Here is a 26,356-nt window from a genome sequence, read left to right as displayed (position 1 = left end):
CATGGACCGTCGGGGATTCATCAAAAGCGGCATCGGCTCGATGGCCGGACTAGGTCTGGGCGAGACCATCCTGCTGACGCCAAGCAGCGCGCAGGCGCTGAACTACCGGCCGCTGGCCGACGGCGCGCAGCGCAAGGTCAAGAACGATTACCGCAGCGCCCAACGCATCACCAGCGTGTGCCTGAACTGCTCGACCGTGTGCGGCATCGAAGCCTTCGTCCAGGACGGCAAGGTGATCAAGATACGCGGCAATCCGCTCGATCCCAACATGGGCAGCTACATGACCTGCGCCAAGGGGCAGTCCGGGCCGACCATCAACGACTATCCGGAGCGGCTGCTGTATCCGCTCAAGCGGGTCGGCGCGCGCGGCGCGGGTCTGTGGAAGCGCATCAGCTGGGACGAGGCCTACGCCGAAGTGGCGCAGCGCATCAAGACCAGCATCGACAGCGGCCATCCGGAACGGGTAGCGCTGCACCAGGGCCGCTCGCGCATCGACGCCGAGATCAACCGCTTCCTGAGCGCGATCGGCACGCCGGTGCAGTTGAACCATCGCGCTCTGTGCTCCGCCAACAAGCGCGCCGCCAATTACGTCTCGCTCGGCGAGACCGACTGGGAATCGATCGACGCCGAACGCTGCAAGTACTTCCTCAATTTCGGCTCCAATTTCTACGAGGCGCACCAGGGCGGCCTGCATCTGGTGAGCCGCGTGGTCAAAGCGCGCTTCGACCACGGCGCCAAGCTGGTGACGTTCGACGTGCGCCTGTCCAACACGGCCGGCCGCAGCGACGAATGGCACCAGCCGTTTCCCGGCACCGACGGCGCGGTGGCGCTGGCGATGGCGCACGTGATCGTGCGCGAGAACGAGATCGATCACGACTTCATCGACAAGTTCGTCCAGCCCGGCCTTGAAACCATACGCGGCTGGCTGGCCCCGTGCACACCGGCGTGGGCCGCCAAGCTGTCCGGCATCGCCGCGCAGGACATCGAGCGCCTGGCGCTGGAGTTCGCGCGCAAGCGGCCGGCCGTCGCCGCCTTCACCAACCGCGGCGCCGGCGCCCACTACAACGGCTTCAACGCCGAACGCGCCGTCGTCATGCTCAACGCGCTGGTCGGCTCGATCGCCCGGCCGGGCGGCTACTGCTATGGGCTGGAAGAGAAGCTGTCGGCCAGCCGCTATCCGCAACCGCAGCCCGTGCCGCCCGCGCCCAAGATCCGCACCGACCTGGAAGACCCGCCGGAATGGCCGCTGGCCAATCGCTGGCAGAAGATGAAGGTCGGCCAGATCGTCTACGACTACCTGCGCCAGGGCCGCGCCAAGCTGGATGTCTACCTGAGCTACACCATCGCCTCGCCGATGACGTGGCCGGAGGGCCGCAGCACCACGGTCGAAGTGCTGATGGACGAGCAACTGATACCCTTCCACGCCTGCTCGGACATCGTCTATTCGGAAATGGCGCACTATGCGGACCTGATCCTGCCCGACGCGACCTACCTCGAACGCTGGGGCATGGACATCCGCAACAACATGGAGCTGACGCACTTCGTCACGCTGCGCCAGCCGCTGGTGCCGCCGCCGGGCGAGGCGCGCAGCTTTGCCGACGTGTTGTTCGATATCGGCCGCCGTCTCGGTCCGGAGCAGGCGAAGTACTTCCAGTTCGGCAGCCATGAGGATTTCGTGCGCATCCAGTGCTCGAAGCTGCCCGCCACGGGGCCGGACGGCAAGCAGTTCAAGGACGGCTTTGAATACATGAAGCACTACGGCGTCTACGTCGACACCTCTCAGCCAAAGCCTTACGAGGTGTTCCAGAAACCGCTGAGCGGCAAGCAGCTGGACGGCAGCCGGGTGGACGCCGCCAGCGGTGTGGTCTACCGGCCCAACGACAAGGGCAAGGACAGCGCCATTGGCCTGATGGCCGGCGGTGCGGCGGTACGCGGCTTCGCCACGCCGTCGCGCAAGTTCGAAGTGCATGCGCCGGAGGTGACGCTGGTGGCCAAGACGCGCGGCTTCGACGACGACGGCATGCCGACCTTCGTGCAGATTCCGTCGCACCGCAAGCTGCCGGCGGACCGCTACATCCTGAGCACCTTCAAGTGGAACGTCCACACGCAGGGCCGCACGGCGTCACAAAAATACCTGACCGAGATCGTGCATGACAACCCGATGTGGATCAACGTCGCGACGGCAAAAAAACTGGGCCTGAAAAGCGGCGACATGGTCGAGCTGACCACCTACCGGCCGCAGTCCGGCCCGGCCGACCAGCCGTCCCTGCAGGCCTATCGCGGCAACGGCGAGAAAATCGGCTCGGCGCGGATGCGGGTGTTCGTCACGCGCGGCATCCATCCGCGCGTGGTGGCGGTGTCCAATTCGCTGGGATGGATCAGCGGCGGCCGCGCGGCGGAAGGCCGCAGCGGACGCCGGGTCGAAGTGGCGGCGCACGGCATCGGCCCGGAGGCGGCCAAGGCCTTCGGGCCGGCGCCGGCGCTCGATGACCTGAACGCCGGGGTGTGGTGGGACAAGAAGAACGGTGGCAGGGGCAATGGCGTCAACATCAACGCCCTGCTGCCGATCAATCCACAACCGCTGGTCGGCATGCAATCCTGGTTCGACACCGTCTGCTCGCTGCGCAAGGTGTGAAGCGGACAGACGAAAAAAACGGCCCCGAGGGGCCGTTTTCTATGCTGCGTTGGTGTGGCTGTCAGCCGGCTTGCCGAAGGCCGCCAGCAACGCCGCCTCCTTCTGCTTGGCCGCCTTGAAGTGACGCTCCTTCACGTGGCCATAGCCGCGGATGTCTTCAGGGATGCTGGCTATCGCCACGGCCTGCGACAGGTTCCCGGCCGTCAGCTTCGGCAGCAGCGAGGTCACGGTGTCGCGGTATTCGCCGATCAGCGCGCGTTCCATCTTGCGCTCCGCCGTGTAGCCGAAGATGTCCAGCTTAGAGCCACGCAAGCCCTTGAACCTGGCCAGCAGGGAAAAGGCCTTCATCATCCACGGACCGAATTCCTGCTTGATCAGGTGGCCTTCGGCATCGTGCTTGGCCAGCAGCGGCGGCGCCAGGTGGAACTTCAGCTTGATGTCGCCTTCGAACATGCCGGCGATCTTCTGCTGGAATGCACCGTCGGTGTACAGGCGCGCGACTTCATACTCGTCCTTGTACGCCATCAGCTTGTAGTAGTAGCGCGCCACGGCTTCGCTCAGGCGGGTGGTCTTGCCCAGCTTGGCCTCTTCCGCGTGCACCTGGTCGACAAACGATTTATACTGTTTAGCATAATTCGCGTCCTGGTAGGCGGTCAGCAGCTCGACGCGGCGGGCGACGATGTCGTCCAGCGTCTGGATGCGTTTGAACTCGATCACCTTGGCCGGGGTGGTCAGCTTGGTCACGGAAGCCAGGTCGTGGGCGGCGGTGCGGCCCCAGTTGAAGGCCGATTTATTGAAGCCCACCGACACGCCATTGAGTTCGATCGCCTTGATCAGCGACGCTTCGCTCAGCGGCACATGGCCCTTCTGGAACGCGTAACCGAGCATGAACATATTGGTGGCGATCGAGTCGCCCATCAGCGCGGTGGCGATCTGGCCAGCGTCGACGAAGTCCACCAGTTCGTTGCCGCAGGCGCGGACGATTTCGCCGCGCGAGGAAGCATCCGGGAACTGCCAGTTCGGATTCTTCACAAACGCCGCCGTCGACGAACCGGTCGAGTTGATCATCGCGTGCGTGCGGCCTTCGCCCATGCGTGACAAGGCGTCGCGCGAGGCGGTGACGATCAGGTCGCAGCCCACCACCAGGTCGGCGCTGCCGGTGCCGACGCGGGTCGAGTGCAAGTCGGCCTGCTTGTCCGCCAGGCGCACGTGCGACATCACCGGGCCGCCCTTCTGGGCCAGTCCGCTCATGTCCAGCACGATCGCGCCCTTGCCTTCGACGTGCGCGGCGACAGCCAGGATCTGGCCGACCGTCACCACGCCGGTGCCGCCGATGCCGGTGATCAGGATGCCGTATGGCGTCGCCGTCGACGGCAGCACCGGGGTAGGCAGCACCGCCTGCGTGCCCTCGCCAACCGCAGCCTTCTTCGGCTTCTTCAGCGCTCCGCCTTCCACCGTCACAAAGCTCGGGCAGAAACCGGTGGTGCAGGAGAAGTCCTTGTTGCAGGACGACTGGTTGATCTGGCGCTTGCGGCCCAGTTCCGTCTCCAACGGCTCCACCGACAGGCAGTTGGACTGCACGGAGCAATCGCCGCAACCTTCGCAGACGGCTTCGTTGATGACGGCGCGCTTGGCCGGATCAGGGTATTCGTTACGCTTCCGGCGACGACGCTTCTCGGAGGCGCAGGTCTGGTCGTAGATCATGGCCGAGACGCCCGGCTTGTCGCGCAGTTCGCGCTGCACGTCCATCAATTCGCTGCGATGGCGCACCGTGACGCCTTCCGCCCATTTGTAATCGGCCGGGTATTTCTCCGGTTCGTCGGTGACGACGATGATCGGCGTGACGCCTTCGGCGGCGATCTGGCGCGAGATCATGCCCGGATCGAGCGGACCGTCGAACTGCTGGCCGCCGGTCATGGCGACGGCGTCGTTGAACAGGATCTTGTAGGTGATGTTGACCTTGGCCGCCACCGCCGCGCGGATCGCCAGGATACCGGAGTGGAAATAGGTACCGTCGCCCAGGTTGGTGAAGACGTGCTTCTCGTTGGTGAACGGCGCCTGGCCTACCCAGGTCACGCCCTCGGCGCCCATGTGGGTGAAGGTCGAGGTTTCGCGGTCCATCCACAGCACCATGTAGTGGCAGCCGATGCCGGCCAGCGCGCGCGAACCTTCCGGCACTTTGGTCGAGGTGTTGTGCGGGCAGCCGGAGCAGAAGAACGGCGTGCGGTCGGTTTCCGGATTCGGCTTGGACGGCAGCGTTTTCAGCGCCAGTTCCTTCGCTTCCAGGAAGGCCACGCGCTCCTGCACGCGCTGCGCGACCGGATGGCCGGCGCAGTAGTGGGCGATGCGCGAGGCGATGGCGCGCGCGATCTGCGCCGGGTTCAGCTCATAGGTGGCCGGCAGCAGCCAGTCGCCGTGGCCGGACTTGCCCTTGTTGCTCCACTCGCCGGTGTCGTCGAACTTGCCGACCACGCGCGGACGCTGGCCGTCCGGCAGGTTGTACAGCTCTTCCTTCAGCGCGTATTCAAGGATCTGGCGCTTTTCTTCCACCACCAGGATCTCGTCCAGGCCCTTGGCGAATTCGTGCACGCCGTCCGCTTCCAGCGGCCAGGTCATGCCGATCTTGTACAGGCGGATGCCGATGTCGGCGGCGGCCTGCTCGTCGATGCCCAGGTCGGCCAGCGCCTGGCGCGTGTCCAGGTAGGATTTGCCGGCGGTGATGATGCCGATCTTCGCCTTCGGCGAATCCCAGATGATTTTGTTGAGTTTATTCGCGCGGCAGTAGGCCAGTGCGGCGTACCACTTGTAGCTGTTCATCCGCACTTCCATATCGAGCACGGTGTCCGGCCAGCGGATATTCAGGCCGCCGGCCGGCAGCTCGAAGTCGGTCGGCAGTTCGATCTTGACGCGGTCCGGGTCGAAGTCCACCACGGCGCCGGATTCGATGATGTCGGTGACGCACTTCATCGACACCCACAGGCCGGTGTAGCGGCTCATGGCCCAGGCGTGCAGGCCGTAGTCGATGTATTCCTGCACCGACGACGGATACAGCACCGGGATGCCGCAGGCGTTGAGGATGTGGTCCGACTGGTGGGCGGTGGACGAGGATTTGGCCGCGTGGTCGTCGCCGGCCAGCACCAGCACGCCGCCGTGCCTGGCGCTCCCCGCATTATTCGCGTGCTTGAAGACGTCGCCGCAGCGGTCGACGCCGGGGCCTTTGCCGTACCACATGGAGAAGACGCCGTCGTATTTGGCGTCCTGGAAAAGATTGGTTTGCTGCGTGCCCCAGACCGCGGTGGCGGCCAGGTCTTCGTTCATCCCTGGATGGAACTTGACGTGATGGGCGTCCAGGTACTTCTTGGCCTTCATCGCCGTCATGTCGACGCTGGTGACCGGCGAACCGCGATAGCCGGTGATGTAACCGGCGGTGTTCAGGCCTGCCTTCAGGTCCCGTTCGCGCTGCATCATCGGTAGACGGATCAAGGCCTGGGTGCCGGTCATGAAGGCCCGGCCGCGTTCCAGCGTCCACTTGTCGTCTAGTGAAATTTCGTTGTCCGAGTGCGTGCCCGGCTCCAGTTGCGAGCCCTTGTGAGGTGCGTTCATTGTGTCTCCATTATTCTTTAAGCCATGCGCTACAGGGCCTCGTTGGCCCATTCGCGCGCGATCCGCCGGCCCTTGTGGAGACGTCGGAACGGAAAAATGTGGTTTTTTATAGGGTACCACAGGCCTGCGCCCCGTTCTGTGCGGGACTACCGGCTTTCCACCCAGTGGACTGTAACGCTTAAATTGGGAGCGAAGGACGCGCAGGCGGCGTGCAGGGCAAGGCGCAAAGCGCAGCGATAGCGAGCTATCGCGAGCATTTGCAACGCCGCCATGCGCGTTGCCTGCGCGGCAGGCGCTACCGATTTAAGCGTTACAGTTCACTAGTTCCTTAGGCGGCGGTTGGATCTTTCAGCACGCCGCGCTTGATCTGATCGAGCTCGATCGATTCGAACAGCGCGCGGAAGTTACCCTCGCCGAAGCCCTGGTCGCCCTTGCGCTGGATGATCTCGAAGAAGATCGGACCGATGACGTTCTGGCTGAAGATCTGCAGCAGCAGTTCGCGCTCGGTCTCGTTGCTATGGCCGTCGATCAGGATGCGCAGGCGGCGCAGGTCTTCCAGCGACTCGCCGTGGTTAGGCAGGCGGCGGTTGACCAGTTCATAGTAGGTCTCGATCGTGTCCTGGAAGACGATGCCGGCCTTCTTCATCGTCTCGACGGACGAGTAGATGTCGTCGGTGCCCAGGGCGATGTGCTGGATGCCCTCGCCGTGGTACTCGTCGAGGTATTCGGCGATCTGCGACTTGTCGTCCGACGATTCATTGATCGGGATGCGCACTTTGCCGCATGGCGACGTCATGGCTTTCGACTTCAGGCCGGTCAGCTTGCCTTCGATGTCGAAGTAGCGCACTTCGCGGAAGTTGAACATCTTCTCGTAGAAGTCCGCCCATTCCTTCATGCGGCCGCGATGGACGTTGTTGGTCAGGTGGTCGATATAGGTCAGGCCATGGCCGACCGGGTTGGCGACCGCGCCAGGGATGGCGACGAAGTCGACGTCGTAGATGCTGATGTCGCCGATGGCGCCTTGCTCGCCGCCGTTCTTGCCGCGCCAGCGGTCGACCAGGTAGATCAGCGAATCGCCCACGCCCTTGATGGCGGGGATGTTCAGCTCCATCGGGCCGGTCTTGTTATCGAAGCCCCAGGCGCCCTGCTCCAGCGCGCGCTTGTAGGCGAACGCGGAATCCTGCACGCGGATCGCGATGGCGCACACGGACGGGCCGTGGTGGCGGGCGAAGCGCTGGGCGAAGGAGTCCTGCTCGGCGTTGATCAGGAAGTTGATGTCGCCCTGGCGATACAGGGTCACATCCTTGTGGCGGTGACGGGCGATAGCGGTAAAACCCATGCTCTCGAACAGCGCGCCCAAGGCCTTTGGATCGGGTGCGGCGTATTCGACAAACTCAAAACCATCGGTACCCATAGGGTTGTCCCAAGGCGTAAATTTCATGCGAGTCTCCTTCTTTGAATAGCGCACAGTATAGACCCGCTTCACCAGCATTAAATTGCAAACAATTCCCACGCATCGCGGTTCTGCGCAATAATATTGCCTGAACTATGAATTTTTGAGGTATTTATGACCAAAATTGCGCTGGACAAAACCGACCGTAAAATTTTGTCAATTTTGCAGGCCGATGGCCGGCTGTCGAACCAGGATGTGGCGGAACTGGTGGCTTTGTCGCCGTCGCCCTGCCTGCGCCGCATCAAGCGGCTGGAAGAGGCGGGCGTGATCCGCCAGTACGTGGCGCTGCTGGACCCGGACAAGATCGGCCTGGGCCTGCTGGCCTACGTCAACGTGCGGCTGGAGAAGCACAGCGATGCGGCGGCGCACAGCAACGCCCGCGCGCTGGGCGCGCCGAACGCGCCGGTGTCGCCGCGCGCGGATTTCGCGGTGTCGGTGGAGCAGTGGCCGGAAGTGGTGGCCTGCTATGCGATGACGGGCGAGATGGACTACCTGCTGCGGGTGCACGTGGAAGACATGGACCACTTCTCGCGCTTCATGATGGCGACGCTGCTGCGCCACCCTGCGGTGCTGGACGTGAAATCCTCGTTCGCCCTGCAACGCATCAAGGACACCACCGCGCTGCCGCTGGTATAAAGGAGGATGGCTGGCCGGATGCGCGGCCGGCCGGATTTCAACAAACCCAGCAGTGAAGGAGCGCAATCATGTTTAATGTGTCGCCATACTTTACGCCCGAAGAGATTCGCCGGATTTGCGAAAATATGTCGGTTAGCATCGACGACAATCCACACCTGTCAGAAAGAAGCAAACGCATAATTAAATCGGTGCATTTTTCACGCGAGGATATTGAAAAGACTATCGCGAAGATGGCAGCTGAGCGCAAGACGAGATAATCTTGCAGCATGTATTTAAAGCGCTAGTAAAGTACGAGGACGACGTCCCCGGCGTCATTGCTTACGCCATCTACAAGCGAAGCAAAATAGAATGGCGCACCAGTTTCGCCGCGCTCCATGACGGTGCGGAACCAAACGCGGAGGATGAGGCAGAGTTTATTGCATTCTGCATGCTTCCAGAAAACCTGATCAGCTTGAGACAGCGCGGTGAGCAAATTGCCGCCGAGTTTCTCGCGAAATCTCTCGAAGAGAAGATGGCGCAGGTCGCCGAAAGCGTCACTCAGTCTGAACTTTCGGCTCGACTTTTCTTGCTCGATGCCGGAGTGAAAGCAGGGTTTCAGCACATCGCAAGAAAGCTGGACGAGAAAAAATCTTTGCGGGCTTGGGGACCGGATATTGTTACGGCCTTTATCGCAGGCCTCGGCGTGATCCTCGCGGTCGGCCTGCTGTTCAACGGGTATGTGCGCTTTGCGGCGATCAATGCCACCGCCGAGAAGGCGGTGGGTATCGATCTGGATGCTCAGCAGAAGAAAACCGCGCCGCTCAGGAAGTGAGATGGCGGCCCAGGTGCTGGACGAAGGGCTCCGGCGCCAGGAAGCCGATCACGCGGCTGTTGGGGATCTCCTTGCCACCGTTGAAGAGGATGATGCCCGGTGGGCCGAATAGGCCGAAGCGCTTCATCAAGGCCTTGTCGTCGGCGCTGTTGGCGGTGACGTCCACCTGGATCAAGCGCACCTGCTTCAACTTGCCGCTGACGGCCGGCTTAGAGAAGGTGAAACGCTCCATCTCCTTGCAGGACACGCACCAGTCGGCGTAGAAGTCCAGCATCACCGGCGTGGTGCTCGACGCCAGCACCTGATCCAGTTCGGCCACGGTCTTGATGCGGCTGAAGCGGATTTCTTCACCGGCCGGCGCCGCGCCCTCTGCGCGGGCGAGGCTCAGGTGGCCCAGCGGTTGCAGCACGTCGCGGCCGGCGCTGGCGGCGCCCGCCAGTTCAAACAGGCCGCCGACCAGGAAGGCCAATCCCAGCATCTTGCCGACATAGGCGCCCAGGCCTGCGCCGCTCTTCGCAGGCAACGGCTCGAACACATGCAGGAACACCGCGCACAACAGTGCGAACATGCCCCACAAAGCCATCATCACCGTCACCGGGAACACCGGCGTGATCATCCAGATGGCCACCGCGATCAACAGCAGGCCGAAGACCTTCTTCACGCCGTTCATCCAGGCGCCGGCACGGGGCAGCAGGCTGCCGGCCGAGACCCCGGTCAGCAGCAGCGGCACGCTCATGCCGACCGCCATCGAGAACAAGGCCCAGCCGCCGGTCCAGACGTTGCGCGTCTGGCTGATGTAGAGCAGCGCGCCGGCCAGTGGACCGGCCACGCATGGACCGACGATCAAGGCCGACAAGGCGCCCATGACGAACACGCCGGCGAAACGGCCGCCGCCCATATTGCCGCTGGTCGCGCTCAAGCGGCTTTGCAGGGCGCTCGGCAGCTGCAACTGGTAGACGTCGAACATCGACAAGGCCAGGCCGACCAGCAGCGCGCCGAAGGTCAGCAGCACCCAAGGCTTTTGCAGTGCGCCGGCCAACCCTTCACCCGCCAGTCCTGCGGCAACGCCGAGCGAGGTGTAGACCAACGCCATGCCCAGGCAGTACGCCAGCGCCAGCGAGAAGCCACGGCTGCGCGACACCGCGCCCTCGCCGACAATGATCGACGACAGGATGGGCACCATCGGCAGCACGCACGGCGTGAACGACAGCAGCAGACCGAAGGCGAGGAAGGCCAGCCCGATGCGCCATGCGCTGCCGCTTTGCAGCGTGCGCTGGGCGAGCGAGCTGTCGTCTTCATGGGCCGGCGCGCTGGCCGGCGGCGGCGCATCAACCGCCACCAGCTTGCCCGGCGCCGACGGATCGACGCGGTAACTCTGCGTCGCCGGCGAGTAGCACAGGCCCGCGTCCGCGCAGCCCTGATAACCCACTTGCAGCGTGAACGCAGCCGTCGCAGCCACCGGCAGCTTGACCACCAGACTGTCCTGGTAAGTCTCCATCTCCTTGTTGAAGTTGGTGTCGAACTTGCGCAGCCCTGCCGGCAGCGCGGGCGCTTCCAGCTGCGCGCCATCCGCCTTGAAACTCAAGCGGTCCCGGTACAAATGATAGCCCGGCGCGATCACCCACGACAGGCGAACCGTATGCGCGTCGACCAGCTCACCCTTCAGCTGGAACGCCTGGTCCGGCTCCAGAAAATCATCCGCTCGTGCGCCGGTGGCCAGCGCAATCACCGCCACCAACAGCGCCATCAAGCGCGTCATCCAATTGTTCATCATTTCCATCCTATTCAAACATCCCTGAACAGCATCTGTCCCTGATCGTTCACGACCAGATACCCCATGTCCGACGCATTCAAAAAATTCAAGCCATCCTGCTGCTTCAGCATCGCGATGGTCGAGCAGCTGCCGGCGGCGATCGCCATCGGCGCCAGCACGCTGACCGAGCGCCAGTAGCGCACCGGCATGCCATCGCGCGGATCGAGGATGTGGCAGTAGCGCTGCCCATCGAGCTCGAAGTAGCGCTCATAATCGCCGCTGGTCGCCAGCGCACCGGTGCTGACCGGTATGCTCGCGATCACGCTGTCCGGATCGCGCGGGTCCTGGATGCCGATGCTCCACGGCCGCCCGTTCAGGCGCGGACCGATGAAGCGCATGTCGCCACCCAAATTCACATAGCCATGCCTGACGCCCGCGTCGGCCAGCAGCGCCGCCGCGCGGTCCGCCGCATATTCTTTGCCGAAGCCGCCGAAATCGATCTCCATGCCGGGCTGCCTCAGAGCCACGTCCTCCGCACCGCACTCCACCTTGTCCCAGCCGACCAGCGCCAGCAAGGGTTCCAGCACCTCCTTGCGCGGCACCTTGGGCTGGCGAAAATCCCAGGCCCGCCGCAGCACGCCGGAGGTGATGTCGAACAGCCCCTCGCTGGCGCCGTGCAGCGCCGCCGCGTAACCCATCAGCGACATGGTCTCGCTGTCGCAATGCACCGCCTCCTTGCCTGCCGCCGCGTTGATGCGCGAGACGATGCTGTCCGGCCGGTAGCGCGAATACTTGGTTTCGATACGCAGCACCTCGTCCATGGCACGCTGCGCCAGCAGCGCCGCCGACTGCGCGTCCGGCGCTGCAAACCGCAGCTCGCAGCGGCTAGCCATGGCCTGGAACGTGGTGCGCTGGATCGCGTCTATCATTTTTCGTCTACCACTGCCGGTTGATTGCTATCTGTATCGTCTGCGCCCGCAACGCATCCAGGCCAGGACTGCCTTCATGGAACAGGCGCCAGCTGCCGCGCTGCTGGTACACCGACGCCTTCACGTCGACGGACCACAGCTTGTCCAGCTGCTTGCTGACCTTCAGGCCCAACGTCACCGCGCCGAAGCCGGACAGACGCTGGTCAGCCGACATGTAGCCGCTGCCGTTGTACCCCGGCGGGAACGGCGCGCCCAGCTTCGCGTCGTAGAACGGATCGTAGTAGAAGCTCGCCGCGCTCTGCGAATACAGCCGCACTTCGGGCGTCACCGTCCAGCCCTGCGACAGCGGCTGCACATATTCGGCGCCCAGCGTATGCCCGCGCACGCCGAAGCTGTCGCGGTAGTAGCGGTAGGACAGCCGGCTGGTGCCTCCGGTCGATGCCAGGTGGTGATTCCAGCGCGCCAGCAGCGTGCTCTCGTTGCGGCTGCGCGGACGGTTGTCCAGCGCCTTGTACGGATCGGAGAAATAGCCTTCGCCCTGGCTGTGCGTCAACGTCATCTGGGCGATATCGTTGGCCGTCAACACCTGCGTCACGCCCAGCAGCAGGCTGCTGGTGCGCTTCTTCTCGTTGCTGACGATCTTGTTGACCGGATCGATGCGATCGTCCGCATGGCCGACGCCGACGGTCCACGTGGTGTTCTTGCTCTCGCTTTCCAGGCTCGCTTGCAGCGACAGCGCGCGCGACACGTAATCGTGCTCGGTCGAATACGCCGCGCCGACGGTCACGCTGCCTTTTTCGAAATAGCGCGTGGCCGATGCATCGCCCGCCGTGCGGTGGTCCTGCATGTGCGAGGCGCCGGAGATCGCCGTGTGGTAGCGTGGCGAAGCGCCCGACACATCATCCGACACCAGCGAAGCGCCGATGCTCCACACGCCGGCCACCGGCGCCGTGATAGCCACCGACGGCGAATGCACGGTGATGCGGTCCAGGCCAGACTGGCTATCTTTGTAGTTCAGATAGCCCAATGTGATGTTGCCGTTGGCCGGCGGCGTTTCGGCATGCGCCTGCACGCCGGGCAGCATCAGCGCCGCCGTCATGATGGAGGCGGCCAGGCCGCGCCCCGATGCCTTGTCTTCGTTGCTCGTCATGGTGGTCCTCAATTGCAGCCGCAACCGCCGCCACCCACACCGGCGCCGCCGGACGAGGCCTCGCGGCTGGTGTAGATATGGTCGTCGAAGCGTGTGAACATATGGCCGTCACCGAAGGTCATCTCAGAGCGCGCCAACGTGCCCTTCTCCCAGGGCTGCACATTGCCCAGCGTAGTACAGCCGGACAGGCCGGCCGCCAGCGCGATCAACAGTAACGATTTCATTTGACGGCTCCCAATGCGTTCTGGATTTTGCTTTCCAAGTCGGCGCGGTCGGTGTCGCGGAAGCCGGAATGCTCCAGCAGCACCTTGCCGTCCGGCCCAATCAGCACGCTGCTCGGCATGCCCTTGATGCCGTAGCTGCGCGGCGTGGCGCCTTGCGGATCGAAGCCGATGGCGAAGCGCGCCGGCGTCGTCGTCAGGAACTGGCGGGCGTCGGCGCTGTTGGCGTCGACGTTGACGCCGATGATCTGCAGGCCCTTGGCGCCATACTTGGCCTGCATCTCGTTCATCCACGGGAAGGACTGGCGGCACGGGCCGCACCAGGAGGCCCAGAAGTCCACGTACACCACCTTGCCCTGCAGCCTGGCCAGCTTCACCGCGCCGTCCACCCCTTGCAGGTCGAACTGCGGCGCGGTCGCGCCCTTCTCCAGCGCCCAGGCCGGGGCTGCGCTCAATGCGGCAGCCAGCAACATGGCAATCGATATCGGTTTCATGTCAGCCTCCCACGCGTTTCGATTGACGACGGCGCCAGCCGATGGCGATGGCCGCCGCGATCATCAGGAACACCATCATCGGATCGTTGACGTCGTCCGAGGCCGAGCAACCGCCGCCGCCTTTATTGGTCGGCACGGCGTTGCTCGCCGCCGCCGTACCTTGGCCGCTCAGCGCGATGGTCCAGCTGCTGCCGGCGACGCTGGCCTGTATCGCCACGCTGCCGCTGTTGCCGCCGGTGTTGACCGGCGCGTAGCCCACCACCAGGTCGCACGAGGCGCCCGGCGCCAGCGTGACCGGGAAGGCCGCGCAGCCGGTGCTGTCCGCCACGGCTGCGAACGGGCCGGTGTAGGCGGCGCTGGCCAGCGTAACGGCGGCGGCGCCGCTATTGGTCAGCGTGAAACGACGCGTCGGCGCGGCGCTGCCGATGACGACGGCGCCGAAATCGAAGCTCTGCGGTGCAATCGTCAGCGACGGTGTGCTGATGGCGACGGCCACGCCGTTGCCCTGCAACGCCAGATGGAACTGCGCGCCGCCGTCCGTCACCAGCAGCAGGTCGGCACTGCGGGCACCGGCGGCGACCGGTTTGAACGCGGTGGTCAAGGTGCAGCTGGCGCCCGGCGCGACGGTGGCGCCGGCGGCGCAGCTGCCGCCGAGGACAAAGTCGCCCGGCTGGTTGCCGCCCAGCGTCAGCGTGGCGATGCTCAGCGAGGCGTTGCCGCTGTTGGACAGGGTGGTCGTGTGAGCCGCCGCGCTGCTGCCGACCTGCGTATCGGCGAAGACTATCGGACCGGCTTCGGAAAGCAGCGGCGTCGCCGTGGCCTGCTTGGTGCCGGCGCCGGTGATGCCCACTTGCAGCGCAGCCGCATTCGAGCTCACCGCCAGCGCCGCCGCGACCGCGCCTTCCACCGTCGGCGCAAAGCGCACCGGCACGGCGCAGCTGGCGCCCACTGCCAGGCTGCTGCCGCAATTGCTGCCGCCCAGGCTGAAGCTGGCCGCGCCGGAACCGGTCAGGCCGATGTTGTTCAAACTAATGGCGACATTGCCGGTGTTGGCCAGCGTGACCGTCTGCGCCACCGCGGCGGCGCCGATAGTCTGGGTGCCGAAGGCGATGGCCGACGGCGTGGCCGTCAAGGCCGGCGCCGGCGTGGCGGCGCTGCCGGACAGGCCGACCGTGGCGCTGCCGTTGGATGCGTTGGAGGCCAGCGTCAGGCTGGCGGAGAAGGCGCCAGCTGCAACCGGCAGCGCTTGCAGCGTCACCGTGCAGTTGCCGCCCGCAGGCACCGGCGTGGCGACGGCGCAGCTGCCGCCCAGCGTGAAGATGCCGGCATTGGCGCCTCCCAGCGCGATGGAGCTGAAGGTCAGCGCGGCCTGGCCGCTGTTGCTGACGGTGATGGTCGACACGGCGGAAGGAGATCCCGTCAGCAGCGTGCCGAAGTTGACGCTGGCCGCCGACAAGGCGATGGTGGCCTGCGGCGTGGAGTTGCCGGTGCCGCTGAGCGCGACGCTGCTGCTGCCGCCCGTGGCGTTGTGTGTGATGGTCAGCGAGGCCGCGCGCGCGCCTGCCGCCGTCGGCTTGAAGCTGGCCTGCACGGTGCAGCTGGCGCCCGCCGCGACGGCGCCGCCATTGGCGCAACTGCCGCCGGCGACACTGAAGTCGCCCGCCGCCGCGCCGGCGATGGAAATTGTGCCGATATTGAGCGTGGCGTTGCCGGTATTGCTCAAGGTGGCGGCCAGCGGACCGGCCGTCTGGCCGATATTGGCGCCGCTGAAGGTCAGACTGGCCGGCGCCAGCGAGGCTGCCGGTGCCGCCACCACGTTCGGATTGCCAATGAAGGCGGCCAGGTCGTCCAACTCTGTCGCGCTGAATTTTCCGCTGTACAGACTACCCATGCCGCCCTTGTTGGTGGCGATGGCGTTCTGGATCACGGACGGCTGGTTGGCCGCCGCCAGGATGCCGTTGACGTTATTCGCCGGCGAGGCGCTGTGGCAGGTGGCGCATGAAGCACCGCCGGACACCGGTCCATTCAAATACAGGCTCTTGCCGTTCAAGGCATCCGCCGCATTGGCGCCCTGCCCCATCACACCGACCAGCAGGACCGCAGCCCACCGAAGCCGGAACACCTTTGCTAACAAGCCTGTCATGACACTCTCCTGAAGTTTGATCTATAAGCTGCAGACGGAGATCGCAAACGCATTCATGCCGCTGTGTGCCAAAGCACACCAGGTCCAGCTTCGGCTGCGCTGGTAGAGCAGCGCCAGCGCCAGTCCCGGCGCCAGCACCGCCAGCACGTGCTGCCACCCGGAGCCTATATGCAGCAAGCCGAAAACCGCCGTCGACACCAGCACGGGTCCGCCCTGCGTCAAAGGCAGGCCGCCGTTGCGGGCGGCCAGCTGGCGCGTCATCCACTCCTGTAGCCCGGCCCTGACCACACATTCCTCCAGCGCCGGCGAGAGCAGCAGCAAGCGTAGGCAGACGGCGAAGTCCGGCGCCTGCAACTGCGTGCTGCAAAAATGAGTAATCGACGACACGGAATATGGGTGGTTTTGCTGCCGGTTGCGTATCTTGTCCGACCGTTCATACCCGGCCGCGCAGCAAAGGTTCTAGCGGGGAGAGATTTATTTTCGGCCGAGCAGGCGGTCGAGCCATTTGGCGGCGATGCGCTTGTTGGCTTTGAGGGTGTAGTCCAGCGTGGCGAATTGCTCGTCCAGCGCTTCTTGCAGCATGCTGGCCGGATTGGCCGGCGGCAGTTTCAGGTAGGCGTCCGCTTCGCCGTAGTCGCGGTGGATTTCCATGCCCGCTTTTTTCGCGATATGCATCATGGTCTTGTTGGACGACAGGCAGTGCATGTACAAGGTGTCGACGTCGTTGTTGCGGCAGTGGATGGCGGCGCGCTCGAACAACTTGGAACCTATGCCCAGGCCACGCGCCGAGCGGCTGACCGACACGCCGAATTCGGCCACCCTTTCCTTGTCGGTGACGGCGCTCTTCGATTCATCGCGCGGCGCGAACGCCAGGTGGCCCACCGCCACCAGCTTGAACACGCGGTTGTAGACGCCGAACACCATGTCGCGCGCGAAGTCGATGCGGTTGACATAGTTCGCCACCTGCTCGTCCGGCAGCACGGTGCCGAAGCGCAGCAGGCGGTCGCTGTCTTCCAGGCCGAGGAAGTGCTTGACCATGCGCCGCCGATCGCGCTCGCGCAGCTCCTTGACCAGAACCGTAGGACGGCGTTTGCCGTCTTTGTGCTTGCCCCAGCGGCGCAGCGGGTTCTGGAAAAGGTCGATCGAACTCATATTTCCGCCGCATCCTCTTCATCATCGCCGGCATTCAGCGCCAGCTTCACCGCCGTCACGCGCGCACGATGCACCAATTCCGGGATGCGTTGTGGATTATCGGCACAGCCTTGCGCGATTTCGCCGGCGTTGACGCCGCGCGCGGCGGTCAGCGCCGTCTCCAGGTGCGCCCGTTGCGGGAACGGCGCGTCGCGGAAGCTGGCGCCTGGGCCGATGCGGCCGCGCGAATCGCATTCGGTCGCCAGCAGCATCTGCGAGAAGCGCGCCGGCTTGCGGAAGGCGTCGCAGCGCTCCAGCAGGGTGACCACGGTATTGGGCCGCAGCTGCAGCGCGCGGCCGACGTTGCCGTGTTCGCGCGCCGTCATCACGGCCAGGTCGCGGCATTCGGTCGGCACCTTCAGGCGCTTGCACACCTGCTCCACCAGCTTGACGCCCAGGCCCTCGTGGCCGTGGTGCGCGGGCCAGTGCTCGGGCGGTGTCGCGCCCTTGCCCAGGTCGTGCATCAGGCAGGCGAAGCGCGTGGCCAGTTCATGGCCCGCTTCCGCCGCGCAGTCGATCACTTGCAGCATGTGGATGCCGGTGTCGATCTCTGGGTGCCACTTCTCCGGCTGCGGCACGCCCCACAACACGTCCAGCTCCGGCAGGATGCGCGCCAGCGCGCCGCAATCGCGCAGCACTTCCAGCATGCGCGAGGGCTTGTCTTCCATCAGGCCGCGCGACAGCTCCTGCCACACGCGCTCCGGCACCAGCGCATCGACTTCGCCCTGCTCCACCATCTGCCGCATCAGCGCATTGGTTTCCGGCGCCACGCGGAAGTCGCTGAAGCGGGCGGCGAAACGGGCCACCCGCAGGATGCGCACCGGGTCTTCGGCAAACGCGTCGGAAACGTGGCGGAAGATGCGCTGTTCCAGGTCGCGCCGGCCGCCGTATGGATCGGTCAGCGTGCCGTCGTCCGCGCGGGCGATGGCGTTGATGGTCAGGTCGCGGCGTACCAGGTCGTCTTCCAGCGTGACGTCGGGCGAGGTATGGAACACAAAGCCCTTGTAGCCGGGCGCGGTTTTGCGCTCGGTGCGGGCCAGCGCATATTCTTCCTGCGTCTTCGGGTGCAGGAACACCGGGAAGTCCTTGCCGACCGGGCGGAAACCCTTGGCCAGCATGTCGTCCGGCGTGGCGCCGACGACGACGTGATCGTGATCCTTGACCGGCAGGCCTAGCAGTTCATCGCGCACGGCGCCGCCGACTACATAAATCCGCATCATCGTCAGTCCGGCATTTCGGCGTCGTGCTTCGGCGCCATTTCGGTTTCAGCCATCGCTTCCTCGACCCAGCGGGCCACGGCGGGATGGGCCAGCACGCGCTGGCAGTAGGCGTCCAGCGCCGGCGCCAGCGACACGCCGTAGGTGCGGAAGCGCATCACGACGGGCGCGTAGTAGGCGTCGGCGATCGAGAAATCGCCGAACAGGAACTGGTGGTGGCCGAAGCGCGACAGGCACTCTTCCCAGATCTCGCTGATCCGGCCGATGTCGGCCTGGGTGCCGTTGGTGCGGCCCTTGCCCGGATAGCTGGCGCGGATGTTCATCGACATCGAGGTGCGCAGGTCGGCGAAACCGGCGTGCATCTCGGCGCATACCGAGCGCGCCATCGCGCGCGCGGCCACGTCCTGCGGCCACAGGTGCAGTTCCTGGAATTGCTCGGCGAGATATTCGCAGATCGCCAGGCTGTCCCAGATCGTCATCTCGCCGGCCAGCAGCACCGGCACGCGGCCGCTGGCCGAGTAGCCGCAGATGCGGTTGGCGGTGTCGTCCTGGTCCAGCAGCACGCGCACCTCCTGGAACGGGATGCCGAAGGCGGTCATCGCCACCCACGGACGCATCGACCACGACGAATAGTTCTTGTTGCCGATGATGAGCGTCAGGCCCGGCTCGCGCGCGGCGGCCAGGGTTTGCGACAGGCTGGGATCAAGTTGAGTGGTCTGCATGGTGCGTCCAAAGATGGTTGTAGATGTCAGCGAGAGCCGAAGCTCGACTCCTGCTGTTCCTGTTCGGTGTAGCCTCTTGGCGCGACGTTGCCCAGGCGCGCCTTCAACGATTGCGGGCGGCCTTCAAACAAGGCCGCGTAATAGGTGGTGTTCGACATCACGTTCTTGACATAGGTGCGGGTTTCGACGAACGGGATCGACTCGATGAAGACCGCGCTGTCCATCGGCTTGGTGAGCATGGAGCGCCATGAGCGCAGGCGGCCCGGCCCGGCGTTGTAGGCGGCGGTGGCCAGCACCTGCGAACCATCCATATTCCCCAGCACCATGTTCAGGTAGTTCGCGCCCAGCAGGATGTTGGTGCGCACGTCGCTCAGCATCTCCTGCGCGAAGTCGGCCAGGCCGATCTTCTTGGCGACCCAGCGGCCAGTGGACGGCATCACCTGCATCAGGCCCGAGGCGCCGACGTGCGATTGCGCATCCATGATGAAGCGCGACTCTTGCCGTATCAGGCCGTAGACCCAGGCCTTGTCCAGGCCCAGCGTCTGCGTGGTCGGGTGCATGATGTCGATATGCGGCGACGGGAAGCGCTGCGTGTAGTCGACCTGGATGCGGGTGCGGTCCGAGGTGTTGACCATGCGATCGAGGATATTGTTCTGGCGCGCGAATTCGGCGGCGGCCAGGTGTTCGCGTTCGCTCAGGCCGCGCAGGCCCCAGTTCCATTCGCGCGTGCCTTCGAAGCGCAGGCGCATGCTGAAGAACTTGATGGCGCGCTGGAAGTTGGGATTGGCGGCGATCGGCACGATTTCGGACTGCGCGATCGGCAGCCCTGGCAGCGGAATGGTAATCAGCTTGCCGGTTTCCTCCAGCGCCAGCTGGCCGTAGAAGTTGGACTGGTCCGCAATGCTGCGGAACAGCTGCATCGCTTCACCGGTGGCCTGGATCGAACCCGCTTGCAGCATCAGCGAACGGCCGAGCCAATAGACCCAGGCCGGATCGGCGCGCAGCGCGGACGGCATGCTGCGGATGTTCTTCTCCACCTGCTTCCAGTCGCCGTTGCGCAGCGCGATGCGGGTCTTCCACTGAATCTGGTCGATCGACAGCGCGGCGCCGTTCGACTTCTGCCAGTACTCGGTGGTCTCCGGCGACAGCGAATACGACGATTGCAGCGCCACCGCGGCCCAGGCTTCCTGCTGCTCCTGCGGGCTCAGTTTGGACGAGGCCTTGTTCAGCGCCAGCACCGCCAGCTTGGTGCTGGTCTTGGCCATGCGGCCGATGGCGACGATGTAGATCTCGTGTTCGACGCGGCCGTTGCCCACGCCCTTGGCCAGCGTGATGGCGGGCAGGTCGACCGCCTGCACGGCCTTCTTCTCGTTCCCGTCCAACAGCGCGACGATGCGGCGCGCCTGGCCGGTGGCGTTGTACTCGCCGGACAGGCGCAGTTGCGCGGTCAGGTCGTCGATGCTGAACTGGCCGGCCTGGTACAGCGTGGCGATCAGGCCCGCGCAGGCTTCGCCGTAGCCGTTCGGCGCGGTGAGCAGCTCGCGCGCGTCGCCTGCCACCTTCTGGCCCTTGAGCGCGCGCGATTGCAGCGCGTAGCATTTGACCTGGGTGTCGTCGTTCAGCACGAACAGCGGCAGCTGCTCGTCGAAGGTGGCCCAGTCGCGCTTGCGGCCCAGTTCCAGCAGCCAGTCGTTGCGCAGGCGGTCGACGATGGCCTGGCCTTCGTAACGTTTCATGAAATCGCGGATTTCCGCTTGCGAGGCATCCTTCAGGCGCGGTTTCAGCCGATAATAATCGACATAAGACGGAATGGAATAATCGCCCAGGCGAGCGGCGTAGAAATCGGCCTTGGATGCGTCGTCCTGGCGCACGGCGTCGCGCAGCAGCAGGAAGGAATCGTCCGCCCTGCGGCCGTCATCGCCAAGGTCGTCGGCGTGGGCCAGGGAGCTCAGGGCCACTGCGGCAAAGGCGGCGGCGCCGGCAATCCATTTCAAAGCGGAAATCAATGTGCAACTCTCTAAAGTCTTGAAAATCTGAACCTATGACCAGCGACCCTAGAATACCACGCGCCACGACCGCACCACCAGCCCCGCCAGCCCCGCAAAAGGCCGATTTGCGCAAGCAATTGTTGACTGCGCGGCGCGCTTTGGACGCCACTACGCGCGCCGCGTGGGACCATGCGATCGGCGCGCAGGTCGTGGATTGGTGGAAGGCCGCGCAGCCGGCGGCGCTGGGCGTGTACTGGCCGCTGCGCGACGAGCCGGATCTGCACGCGGCCTACGCGGAACTGGCGCGGCTGGGTGCGCGGCTGCTGCTGCCGGTGGTGGTGGAAAAACATGCGGCGCTGGAGTTTGCCGAATGGCGCATCGGCGAGGCGATGGTCAAGGATGCGATGGGGGTGGCGGTGCCGGCCGAGCTGCGCTTGCAGCAGGCGACTCCGCCGGCGCTGCTGGTGCCGTGCCTGGGATTCAATCCGCAGGGCTACCGGTTGGGATATGGCGGCGGCTTCTACGACCGCACGCTGGCGCGCTCACCGCGCCCGCAGACACTGGGCATTGCCTACCAGTGCCTGCGGATACGGTTCGACAGCGACGGTCACGATGTGGCGCTGGACCGCATCATCACCGAACTACACTAAACGCTGCCACAGCGCGGTGGTGGCCGCGGCCTGGTTCATGCTGTAGAAGTGCAGGCCGGGCGCGCCGCCCGCCAGCAGGCGTTCGCACAGCGCCGTCACCACGTCCAGGCCGAAGGCCTTGATCGAGGCGCTGTCGTCGCCGAAGCTGGCCAGCTTCAACCGCACCCAGCGCGGGATCTCGGCGCCGCACATGTCCGAGAAGCGCATCAGCTGCGTGTAGTTCGTGATCGGCATGATGCCGGCCACGATGGGCACGTCGATGCCGATCTTGCGGGTCTGCTCGACGAACTGGAAGTAGGCGTCGGCGTTGTAGAAGTACTGGGTGATGGCGGCGTTGGCGCCGGCCTTCACCTTGCGCTCGAACGCCAGCAGGTCGTCCTGCGGCGACTTGGCCTGCGGGTGCACTTCCGGATAGGCCGCCACTTCGATGTGGAACCATTCGCCGGTCTCCTGGCGGATGAACTCCACCAGCTCGTTCGCGTAGCGGAACTCGCCGGCCGCGCCGTAGCCGCTCGGCAGGTCGCCGCGCAGCGCGACGATGCGCTTGATGTTGTGGGCCTTGAATTCCGTGAGGATCTCGCGGATCGATTCGCGCGTGCCGCCGACACAGGACAGGTGCGGCGCGGCGTCTTCACCGGCGGCGAGGATTTCCACCACGGTGTCGAGCGTGCCGCGCTGCGTACTGCCGCCGGCGCCGAAGGTCACGGAAAAATATTTGGGTTTGAGCTCGGACAGCTTGGCGCGCGTGACGCGCAGCTTTTCCGCACCCTCCGCCGTCTTGGGCGGAAAGAACTCGATACTGAAATTATGATTAGCCATCTGACTTCTTCAAAAGTAAGGTAGACAGGGCCCAGGAAATCACGCTGTACAACAGTGCGCCACCGATCGCCGACGCGAAGCTGTCGACGTGGAAGCCGTCCACCCATTGGGCGACCAGCCAGAACATGAAGCCGTTGATGATGAAGATGAACAGGCCCAGCGACACCACGGTCACGGGCAGCGTCAGCAACAACAGCACGGGGCGTATCAGCGTATTGACCAGGCCCAGTACAAGAGCCGCGACGAGGGCTGCGCCTATGCTTGTGACATCGACGGAATGCATCAGGTAGGGAACTGCCAGCAAGGCAATTGCATTGATTAACCAGGTAAGGACCAAACGCATAAAATGAACTCGCTGCAAAAAAGGACTGGATAAAAACAGGGCCGGCGATTCCGCCGGCCCCGCTTCACACCGGCAGATTAATAACGGTAGTGGTCAGGCTTGTACGGGCCGGCCTGCGACACGCCGATGTAGGCCGCTTGCTCTTCGGTCAGCACGGTCAGCTGCGCGTTCAGTTTCTTCAACTGCAGGCGCGCCACTTTTTCGTCCAGGTGCTTGGGCAGCACGTAGACGCCGACCGGATACTTGTCGGTGTTGGCGTACAGCTCGATCTGGGCGATGGTCTGGTTGGCGAACGACGACGACATCACGTACGACGGATGGCCGGTGCCGCAACCCAGGTTGACCAGGCGGCCTTCGGCCAGCAGGATGATGCGCTTGCCCGACGGGAAGATCACGTGGTCGACCTGCGGCTTGATATTGTCCCAGGTGTACTTCTTGAGCGCGGCGACATCGATCTCGTTGTCGAAGTGGCCGATGTTGCAGACGATGGCCTGGTCCTTCATGGCCAGCATGTGCTGCTCGGTCAGGATGTGATAGTTGCCGGTGCAGGTGACGAAGATGTCGCCGTGTTCGGCGGCGTAATCCATGGTGACCACGCGGTAGCCTTCCATCGCGGCCTGCAGTGCGCAGATCGGATCGATTTCGGTGACCCACACTTGCGCCGACAGCGCGCGCATGGCTTGGGCCGAGCCCTTGCCGACGTCACCGTAACCGGCGATCACGGCGACCTTGCCGGCGATCATCACGTCGGTGGCGCGCTTGATGCCGTCGACCAGCGATTCGCGGCAACCGTACAGGTTGTCGAACTTGGACTTGGTGACCGAGTCGTTGACGTTGATCGCAGGGAAGGCCAGCTTGCCTTCCTTGTGCATCTGGTACAGGCGGTGCACGCCGGTGGTGGTTTCCTCGGTCACGCCCAGGATCTGCGGCAGGCGCTTGGAGTACCACAGCGGGTCGATCGCCAGGTGGGCCTTGATGGCGTTGAACAGGCAGATCTCTTCTTCCGAGCCGGGAGCGGCCAGCACCGAGATGTCTTTTTCAGCGCGCGCGCCCAGGTGCAGCAGCAGCGTGGCGTCGCCGCCATCGTCGAGGATCATGTTCGAGTAGACCGCGTTGCCGGCGGCGTCGGCAGGCCATTCGAAGATGCGGTGGGTGTAGTCCCAGTATTCGTCCAGGGTTTCGCCCTTGATCGCGAACACCGGGGTGCCGGCGGCGGCGATGGCGGCGGCAGCGTGGTCCTGGGTCGAGTAGATGTTGCACGAGGCCCAGCGGACCTTGGCGCCCAGCGCTTCCAGCGTCTGGATCAGCACGGCGGTCTGGATGGTCATGTGCAGCGAACCGGTGATGCGCGCGCCCTTGAGCGGTTGCGTGGCGGCGAATTCCTCACGGATGGCCATCAGGCCAGGCATTTCGGTTTCGGCAATCTTGATTTCTTTGTCGCCCCAGGCGGCCAGGGAGATGTCGGCGACCAGGAAGTCTTGTGCGGATTTGAGTACGGCGTTCATCACGCCCTCCTTTCATGTTGAAAAAAGTAACGTGAGCGCGGTTTGGGACTCCGAGCCTGGCGAATTCATGATTCGTCGCAACGCTCCTCGGAAGCCGCATTTTAGCACCGTTGGGCTGGAATGGTGAACTGGGCCGCCAATAAAGTCTCGTTTGTGGCGGATCAAATCAACGACTGCAGCGCCGGCTAAGCTGGATTTTTCAGGCGGCGCCCATCATGACTATCGATCCCCGCGATGCAATCTGGAATGAAGCCCAGGACCTGCTATACCGCGCCAGCTATGCCGGCGAACTCAAGACGGCCTTGCTGGCGCGCTGGGTATGGCTGGACAGCATCACCAAGGTCGCGGTGGCGATCTCATCGGGCGGTGCGGCGCTGGCCGGCCTCGTATTCTGGAAAAATAGCGACTATACTTTTTTATGGCCGATGTTCACCTCCGCCAGCGCCCTGCTCGCCATCATATCGCGGCAATTGTCGGTCGCCGAGAAACTGCAGGCACATGCCACATCCGCCGTCAGCCTCAGCGCCCTGACCATCGAGATCGGCTCGCTGGTTGTCCGGATGAAAATCAACCCGAACTTTTCCATTGTTGAGTTCGAAAAGAAACTGCTGGGTTTCAGAAGCAAGTACGGCACCGAAGTCAGCAAATTTCCGTATGACTTGCTGCTGACGCAAAAGCTGCGCGTTACCACGCAGGCCACCGTCAATCAGGCCCTGGGCCGGCAACCGAAGGAGGAAATATGATGCCGAAAGACGATCCCCGCCGCAGATATGAACCACCCAATCCAATACCGCCGCCGCCCAAGCGGCCGACCTAGCCCAGACGCGACAACGCCCCGGCATGCGGGGCGTTGTCGTTTAGTGCGGCGGGATTACTTCAGGCCGGCCGCGGCGCGCAGGATCGCGGCCTTGTCGGTGCGTTCCCACGTGAATTCCGGCTCTTCGCGGCCGAAGTGGCCGTAGGCGGCGGTCTTGGCGTAGATCGGACGCAGCAGGTCCAGCATCTGCACGATGCCTTTCGGACGCAGGTCGAAGTGCTCCATCACCAGCGCGGCGATCTTGTCGTCCGGGATCACGCCCGTGCCTTCGGTATACACCGTGATGTTGATCGGACGCGCCACGCCGATGGCGTAGCTGACCTGCACCTGACACTGGCGCGCCAGGCCGGCGGCCACCACGTTCTTGGCCACGTAGCGGGCGGCGTAGGCGGCCGAACGGTCCACTTTCGTAGGGTCCTTGCCGGAGAACGCGCCGCCGCCGTGCGGGCTGGCGCCGCCGTAGGTGTCGACGATGATCTTGCGGCCGGTCAGGCCGCAATCGCCCTGAGGACCGCCGATGACGAAGCGGCCGGTCGGATTGACCAGGTATTTGGTGTCGACCAGCCATTCGCGCGGCAGCACCTGCTTGATGATCTCTTCGATCACCGCTTCTTCAATCTGCTTGTGCTGCATTTCCGGCGCGTGCTGGGTCGACAGCACGACGGTGTCGACCGCGACCGGGCGGCCGTTGACGTAGCGCAGCGTGACTTGCGATTTGGCGTCCGGACGCAGCCAAGGCAGGCGGCCGTCCTTGCGCAGCTGCGACTGGCGCTCGACCAGGCGGTGCGCGTAGTGGATCGCGGCCGGCATCAGTTCCGCGGTTTCGTCGCAGGCGTAGCCGAACATCAGGCCCTGGTCGCCCGCGCCTTGATCCAGGTCTATCCCCGCGCCTTCGTCCACGCCCTGGGCGATGTCCGGCGACTGCTTGTCGTAGGCCACCAGCACGGCGCAACCCTTGTAGTCGATGCCGTAGTCGGTGTTGTCGTAGCCGATGCGTTTGATGGTTTCGCGCGCAACTTGAATATAATCAACATTGGCGAAGGTGGTGATCTCGCCGGCCAGCACGACCAGGCCGGTGTTGCACAGGGTTTCCGCAGCAACGCGGGCCTTCGGGTCCTGGGTCAGGATGGCGTCCAGAATCGCGTCGGAAATTTGGTCGGCGACCTTGTCGGGGTGGCCTTCCGAAACGGATTCGGAAGTGAAAAGATAATCGTTAGACATCGCAAGCTCCTGGTACTGGTTGAGAATGTTTTGTCGCTCACCAATACGGCTTGCG

22 protein-coding genes and 1 riboswitch are annotated in these 26,356 nt (G+C 64.4%); of the genes, 5 read left to right on the top strand and 17 right to left on the bottom strand.

The window, feature by feature from the left end; genetic code table 11:
• Position 1: 1 nt before the first annotated feature.
• On the top strand, positions 2-2,635 hold the full coding sequence (locus tag KVP70_RS17770) for a molybdopterin-containing oxidoreductase family protein (protein WP_217943538.1): 2,634 nt from the start codon (positions 2-4) through the stop codon (positions 2,633-2,635).
• 39 nt (positions 2,636-2,674) lie between these two features.
• Here the strand turns inward: KVP70_RS17770 and KVP70_RS17765 are convergent, their stop codons facing one another.
• Positions 2,675-6,238, bottom strand: a complete 3,564-nt coding sequence (locus KVP70_RS17765; protein ID WP_217943537.1) for an indolepyruvate ferredoxin oxidoreductase family protein — start codon at positions 6,236-6,238, stop codon at positions 2,675-2,677.
• 328 nt (positions 6,239-6,566) lie between these two features.
• Positions 6,567-7,679 carry a 4-hydroxyphenylpyruvate dioxygenase gene (hppD, locus tag KVP70_RS17760; RefSeq protein WP_026334845.1) on the bottom strand — a complete coding sequence of 371 codons (1,113 nt, stop codon included), beginning with the start codon at positions 7,677-7,679 and terminating at the stop codon, positions 6,567-6,569.
• Positions 7,680-7,805: 126 nt separating this feature from the next.
• On the opposite strand from hppD, the gene KVP70_RS17755 reads away from it, so the two are divergent.
• Complete coding sequence (locus KVP70_RS17755; protein ID WP_020704271.1) at positions 7,806-8,327, top strand: Lrp/AsnC family transcriptional regulator; 522 nt, start codon at positions 7,806-7,808, stop codon at positions 8,325-8,327.
• A 259-nt stretch (positions 8,328-8,586) separates the two neighbouring features.
• Positions 8,587-9,138, top strand: a complete 552-nt coding sequence (locus KVP70_RS17750; RefSeq protein WP_217943536.1) for a hypothetical protein — start codon at positions 8,587-8,589, stop codon at positions 9,136-9,138.
• Here KVP70_RS17750 and dsbD read toward each other — a convergent pair.
• The 11 genes from dsbD to KVP70_RS17695 all read right to left on the bottom strand — a co-directional run bounded on the left by dsbD (position 9,128) and on the right by KVP70_RS17695 (position 20,964).
• Complete coding sequence (gene dsbD, locus KVP70_RS17745; RefSeq protein ID WP_229224902.1) at positions 9,128-10,912, bottom strand: protein-disulfide reductase DsbD; 1,785 nt, start codon at positions 10,910-10,912, stop codon at positions 9,128-9,130. The genes KVP70_RS17750 and dsbD overlap by 11 nt on opposite strands.
• Before the next feature lie 11 nt (positions 10,913-10,923).
• Positions 10,924-11,820 (bottom strand): FAD:protein FMN transferase, encoded by an 897-nt coding sequence (locus KVP70_RS17740; protein WP_217943534.1) that lies wholly within the window; start codon positions 11,818-11,820, stop codon positions 10,924-10,926.
• Positions 11,821-11,827: 7 nt separating this feature from the next.
• Positions 11,828-12,970, bottom strand: coding sequence for a DUF3570 domain-containing protein (locus tag KVP70_RS17735; protein WP_217943533.1), 1,143 nt, complete (start codon positions 12,968-12,970; stop codon positions 11,828-11,830).
• An 8-nt stretch (positions 12,971-12,978) separates the two neighbouring features.
• Complete coding sequence (locus KVP70_RS17730) at positions 12,979-13,194, bottom strand: DUF4266 domain-containing protein (RefSeq protein ID WP_217943532.1); 216 nt, start codon at positions 13,192-13,194, stop codon at positions 12,979-12,981.
• Positions 13,191-13,685 carry a TlpA family protein disulfide reductase gene (locus KVP70_RS17725; protein WP_217943531.1) on the bottom strand — a complete coding sequence of 165 codons (495 nt, stop codon included), beginning with the start codon at positions 13,683-13,685 and terminating at the stop codon, positions 13,191-13,193. The genes KVP70_RS17730 and KVP70_RS17725 overlap by 4 nt, the downstream gene beginning before the upstream one ends.
• Before the next feature lies 1 nt (position 13,686).
• Positions 13,687-15,828, bottom strand: a complete 2,142-nt coding sequence (locus KVP70_RS17720) for a choice-of-anchor D domain-containing protein (RefSeq protein WP_229224901.1) — start codon at positions 15,826-15,828, stop codon at positions 13,687-13,689.
• Between the two features lie 21 nt (positions 15,829-15,849).
• A complete protein-coding gene (gene mrtJ, locus KVP70_RS17715) occupies positions 15,850-16,215 on the bottom strand; it encodes a JDVT-CTERM system glutamic-type intramembrane protease MrtJ (RefSeq protein ID WP_262311717.1) in 366 nt (121 codons plus the stop codon).
• An 87-nt stretch (positions 16,216-16,302) separates the two neighbouring features.
• Positions 16,303-16,980 carry a GNAT family N-acetyltransferase gene (locus KVP70_RS17710; protein ID WP_217943530.1) on the bottom strand — a complete coding sequence of 226 codons (678 nt, stop codon included), beginning with the start codon at positions 16,978-16,980 and terminating at the stop codon, positions 16,303-16,305.
• On the bottom strand, positions 16,977-18,236 hold the full coding sequence (locus KVP70_RS17705; RefSeq protein ID WP_217943694.1) for a multifunctional CCA addition/repair protein: 1,260 nt from the start codon (positions 18,234-18,236) through the stop codon (positions 16,977-16,979). The genes KVP70_RS17710 and KVP70_RS17705 overlap by 4 nt, the downstream gene beginning before the upstream one ends.
• A 5-nt stretch (positions 18,237-18,241) precedes the next feature.
• Positions 18,242-18,958 (bottom strand): glutathione S-transferase family protein, encoded by a 717-nt coding sequence (locus KVP70_RS17700; RefSeq protein WP_217943529.1) that lies wholly within the window; start codon positions 18,956-18,958, stop codon positions 18,242-18,244.
• A 26-nt stretch (positions 18,959-18,984) separates the two neighbouring features.
• Positions 18,985-20,964: a lytic transglycosylase domain-containing protein gene (locus tag KVP70_RS17695; protein ID WP_217943528.1), complete on the bottom strand. Its 1,980-nt coding sequence runs from the start codon at positions 20,962-20,964 to the stop codon at positions 18,985-18,987.
• A 35-nt stretch (positions 20,965-20,999) separates the two neighbouring features.
• Between KVP70_RS17695 and KVP70_RS17690 the strand changes: the two genes are divergently transcribed.
• Complete coding sequence (locus KVP70_RS17690) at positions 21,000-21,596, top strand: 5-formyltetrahydrofolate cyclo-ligase (protein WP_255575833.1); 597 nt, start codon at positions 21,000-21,002, stop codon at positions 21,594-21,596.
• Here KVP70_RS17690 and metF read toward each other — a convergent pair.
• The 3 genes from metF to ahcY all read right to left on the bottom strand — a co-directional run bounded on the left by metF (position 21,588) and on the right by ahcY (position 24,263).
• Complete coding sequence (metF, locus tag KVP70_RS17685; protein ID WP_217943526.1) at positions 21,588-22,415, bottom strand: methylenetetrahydrofolate reductase [NAD(P)H]; 828 nt, start codon at positions 22,413-22,415, stop codon at positions 21,588-21,590. The genes KVP70_RS17690 and metF overlap by 9 nt on opposite strands.
• Complete coding sequence (locus KVP70_RS17680; protein WP_026334838.1) at positions 22,408-22,758, bottom strand: phage holin family protein; 351 nt, start codon at positions 22,756-22,758, stop codon at positions 22,408-22,410. The genes metF and KVP70_RS17680 overlap by 8 nt, the downstream gene beginning before the upstream one ends.
• Before the next feature lie 77 nt (positions 22,759-22,835).
• Positions 22,836-24,263 (bottom strand): adenosylhomocysteinase, encoded by a 1,428-nt coding sequence (ahcY, locus tag KVP70_RS17675; RefSeq protein ID WP_217943525.1) that lies wholly within the window; start codon positions 24,261-24,263, stop codon positions 22,836-22,838.
• Between the two features lie 26 nt (positions 24,264-24,289).
• Positions 24,290-24,357, bottom strand: a riboswitch (S-adenosyl-L-homocysteine riboswitch).
• 121 nt (positions 24,358-24,478) lie between these two features.
• Between ahcY and KVP70_RS17670 the strand changes: the two genes are divergently transcribed.
• On the top strand, positions 24,479-25,006 hold the full coding sequence (locus KVP70_RS17670) for a hypothetical protein (protein ID WP_217943524.1): 528 nt from the start codon (positions 24,479-24,481) through the stop codon (positions 25,004-25,006).
• A gap of 128 nt (positions 25,007-25,134) precedes the next feature.
• Here the strand turns inward: KVP70_RS17670 and metK are convergent, their stop codons facing one another.
• Positions 25,135-26,301: a methionine adenosyltransferase gene (gene metK, locus KVP70_RS17665; RefSeq protein WP_161086607.1), complete on the bottom strand. Its 1,167-nt coding sequence runs from the start codon at positions 26,299-26,301 to the stop codon at positions 25,135-25,137.
• Between the last annotated feature and the right edge of the window lie 55 nt (positions 26,302-26,356).

The organism is Duganella violaceipulchra, assembly GCF_019166075.1.
Classification (GTDB): Bacteria; Pseudomonadota; Gammaproteobacteria; order Burkholderiales; family Burkholderiaceae_D; genus Rugamonas; species Rugamonas violaceipulchra.
The sequence above is the reverse complement of the archived record's forward strand: the minus strand, read 5'-3'. Positions and strand labels throughout refer to the sequence as shown.

Excerpts from the sequence above, each read along its gene's own strand:
- KVP70_RS17770 (WP_217943538.1), top strand. The coding sequence starts at position 2 with ATGGACCGTCGGGGATTCATCAAAAGCGGCATCGGCTCGATGGCCGGA.
- KVP70_RS17765 (WP_217943537.1), bottom strand. The coding sequence starts at position 6,238 with ATGAACGCACCTCACAAGGGCTCGCAACTGGAGCCGGGCACGCACTCG.
- hppD (WP_026334845.1), bottom strand. The coding sequence starts at position 7,679 with ATGAAATTTACGCCTTGGGACAACCCTATGGGTACCGATGGTTTTGAG.
- KVP70_RS17755 (WP_020704271.1), top strand. The coding sequence starts at position 7,806 with ATGACCAAAATTGCGCTGGACAAAACCGACCGTAAAATTTTGTCAATT.
- dsbD (WP_229224902.1), bottom strand. The coding sequence starts at position 10,912 with ATGATGAACAATTGGATGACGCGCTTGATGGCGCTGTTGGTGGCGGTG.
- KVP70_RS17740 (WP_217943534.1), bottom strand. The coding sequence starts at position 11,820 with ATGATAGACGCGATCCAGCGCACCACGTTCCAGGCCATGGCTAGCCGC.
- KVP70_RS17735 (WP_217943533.1), bottom strand. The coding sequence starts at position 12,970 with ATGACGAGCAACGAAGACAAGGCATCGGGGCGCGGCCTGGCCGCCTCC.
- KVP70_RS17730 (WP_217943532.1), bottom strand. The coding sequence starts at position 13,194 with ATGAAATCGTTACTGTTGATCGCGCTGGCGGCCGGCCTGTCCGGCTGT.
- KVP70_RS17725 (WP_217943531.1), bottom strand. The coding sequence starts at position 13,685 with ATGAAACCGATATCGATTGCCATGTTGCTGGCTGCCGCATTGAGCGCA.
- KVP70_RS17720 (WP_229224901.1), bottom strand. The coding sequence starts at position 15,828 with ATGACAGGCTTGTTAGCAAAGGTGTTCCGGCTTCGGTGGGCTGCGGTC.
- KVP70_RS17710 (WP_217943530.1), bottom strand. The coding sequence starts at position 16,980 with ATGAGTTCGATCGACCTTTTCCAGAACCCGCTGCGCCGCTGGGGCAAG.
- KVP70_RS17705 (WP_217943694.1), bottom strand. The coding sequence starts at position 18,236 with ATGCGGATTTATGTAGTCGGCGGCGCCGTGCGCGATGAACTGCTAGGC.
- KVP70_RS17700 (WP_217943529.1), bottom strand. The coding sequence starts at position 18,958 with ATGCAGACCACTCAACTTGATCCCAGCCTGTCGCAAACCCTGGCCGCC.
- KVP70_RS17690 (WP_255575833.1), top strand. The coding sequence starts at position 21,000 with ATGACCAGCGACCCTAGAATACCACGCGCCACGACCGCACCACCAGCC.
- metF (WP_217943526.1), bottom strand. The coding sequence starts at position 22,415 with ATGGCTAATCATAATTTCAGTATCGAGTTCTTTCCGCCCAAGACGGCG.
- KVP70_RS17680 (WP_026334838.1), bottom strand. The coding sequence starts at position 22,758 with ATGCGTTTGGTCCTTACCTGGTTAATCAATGCAATTGCCTTGCTGGCA.
- ahcY (WP_217943525.1), bottom strand. The coding sequence starts at position 24,263 with ATGAACGCCGTACTCAAATCCGCACAAGACTTCCTGGTCGCCGACATC.
- KVP70_RS17670 (WP_217943524.1), top strand. The coding sequence starts at position 24,479 with ATGACTATCGATCCCCGCGATGCAATCTGGAATGAAGCCCAGGACCTG.
- metK (WP_161086607.1), bottom strand. The coding sequence starts at position 26,301 with ATGTCTAACGATTATCTTTTCACTTCCGAATCCGTTTCGGAAGGCCAC.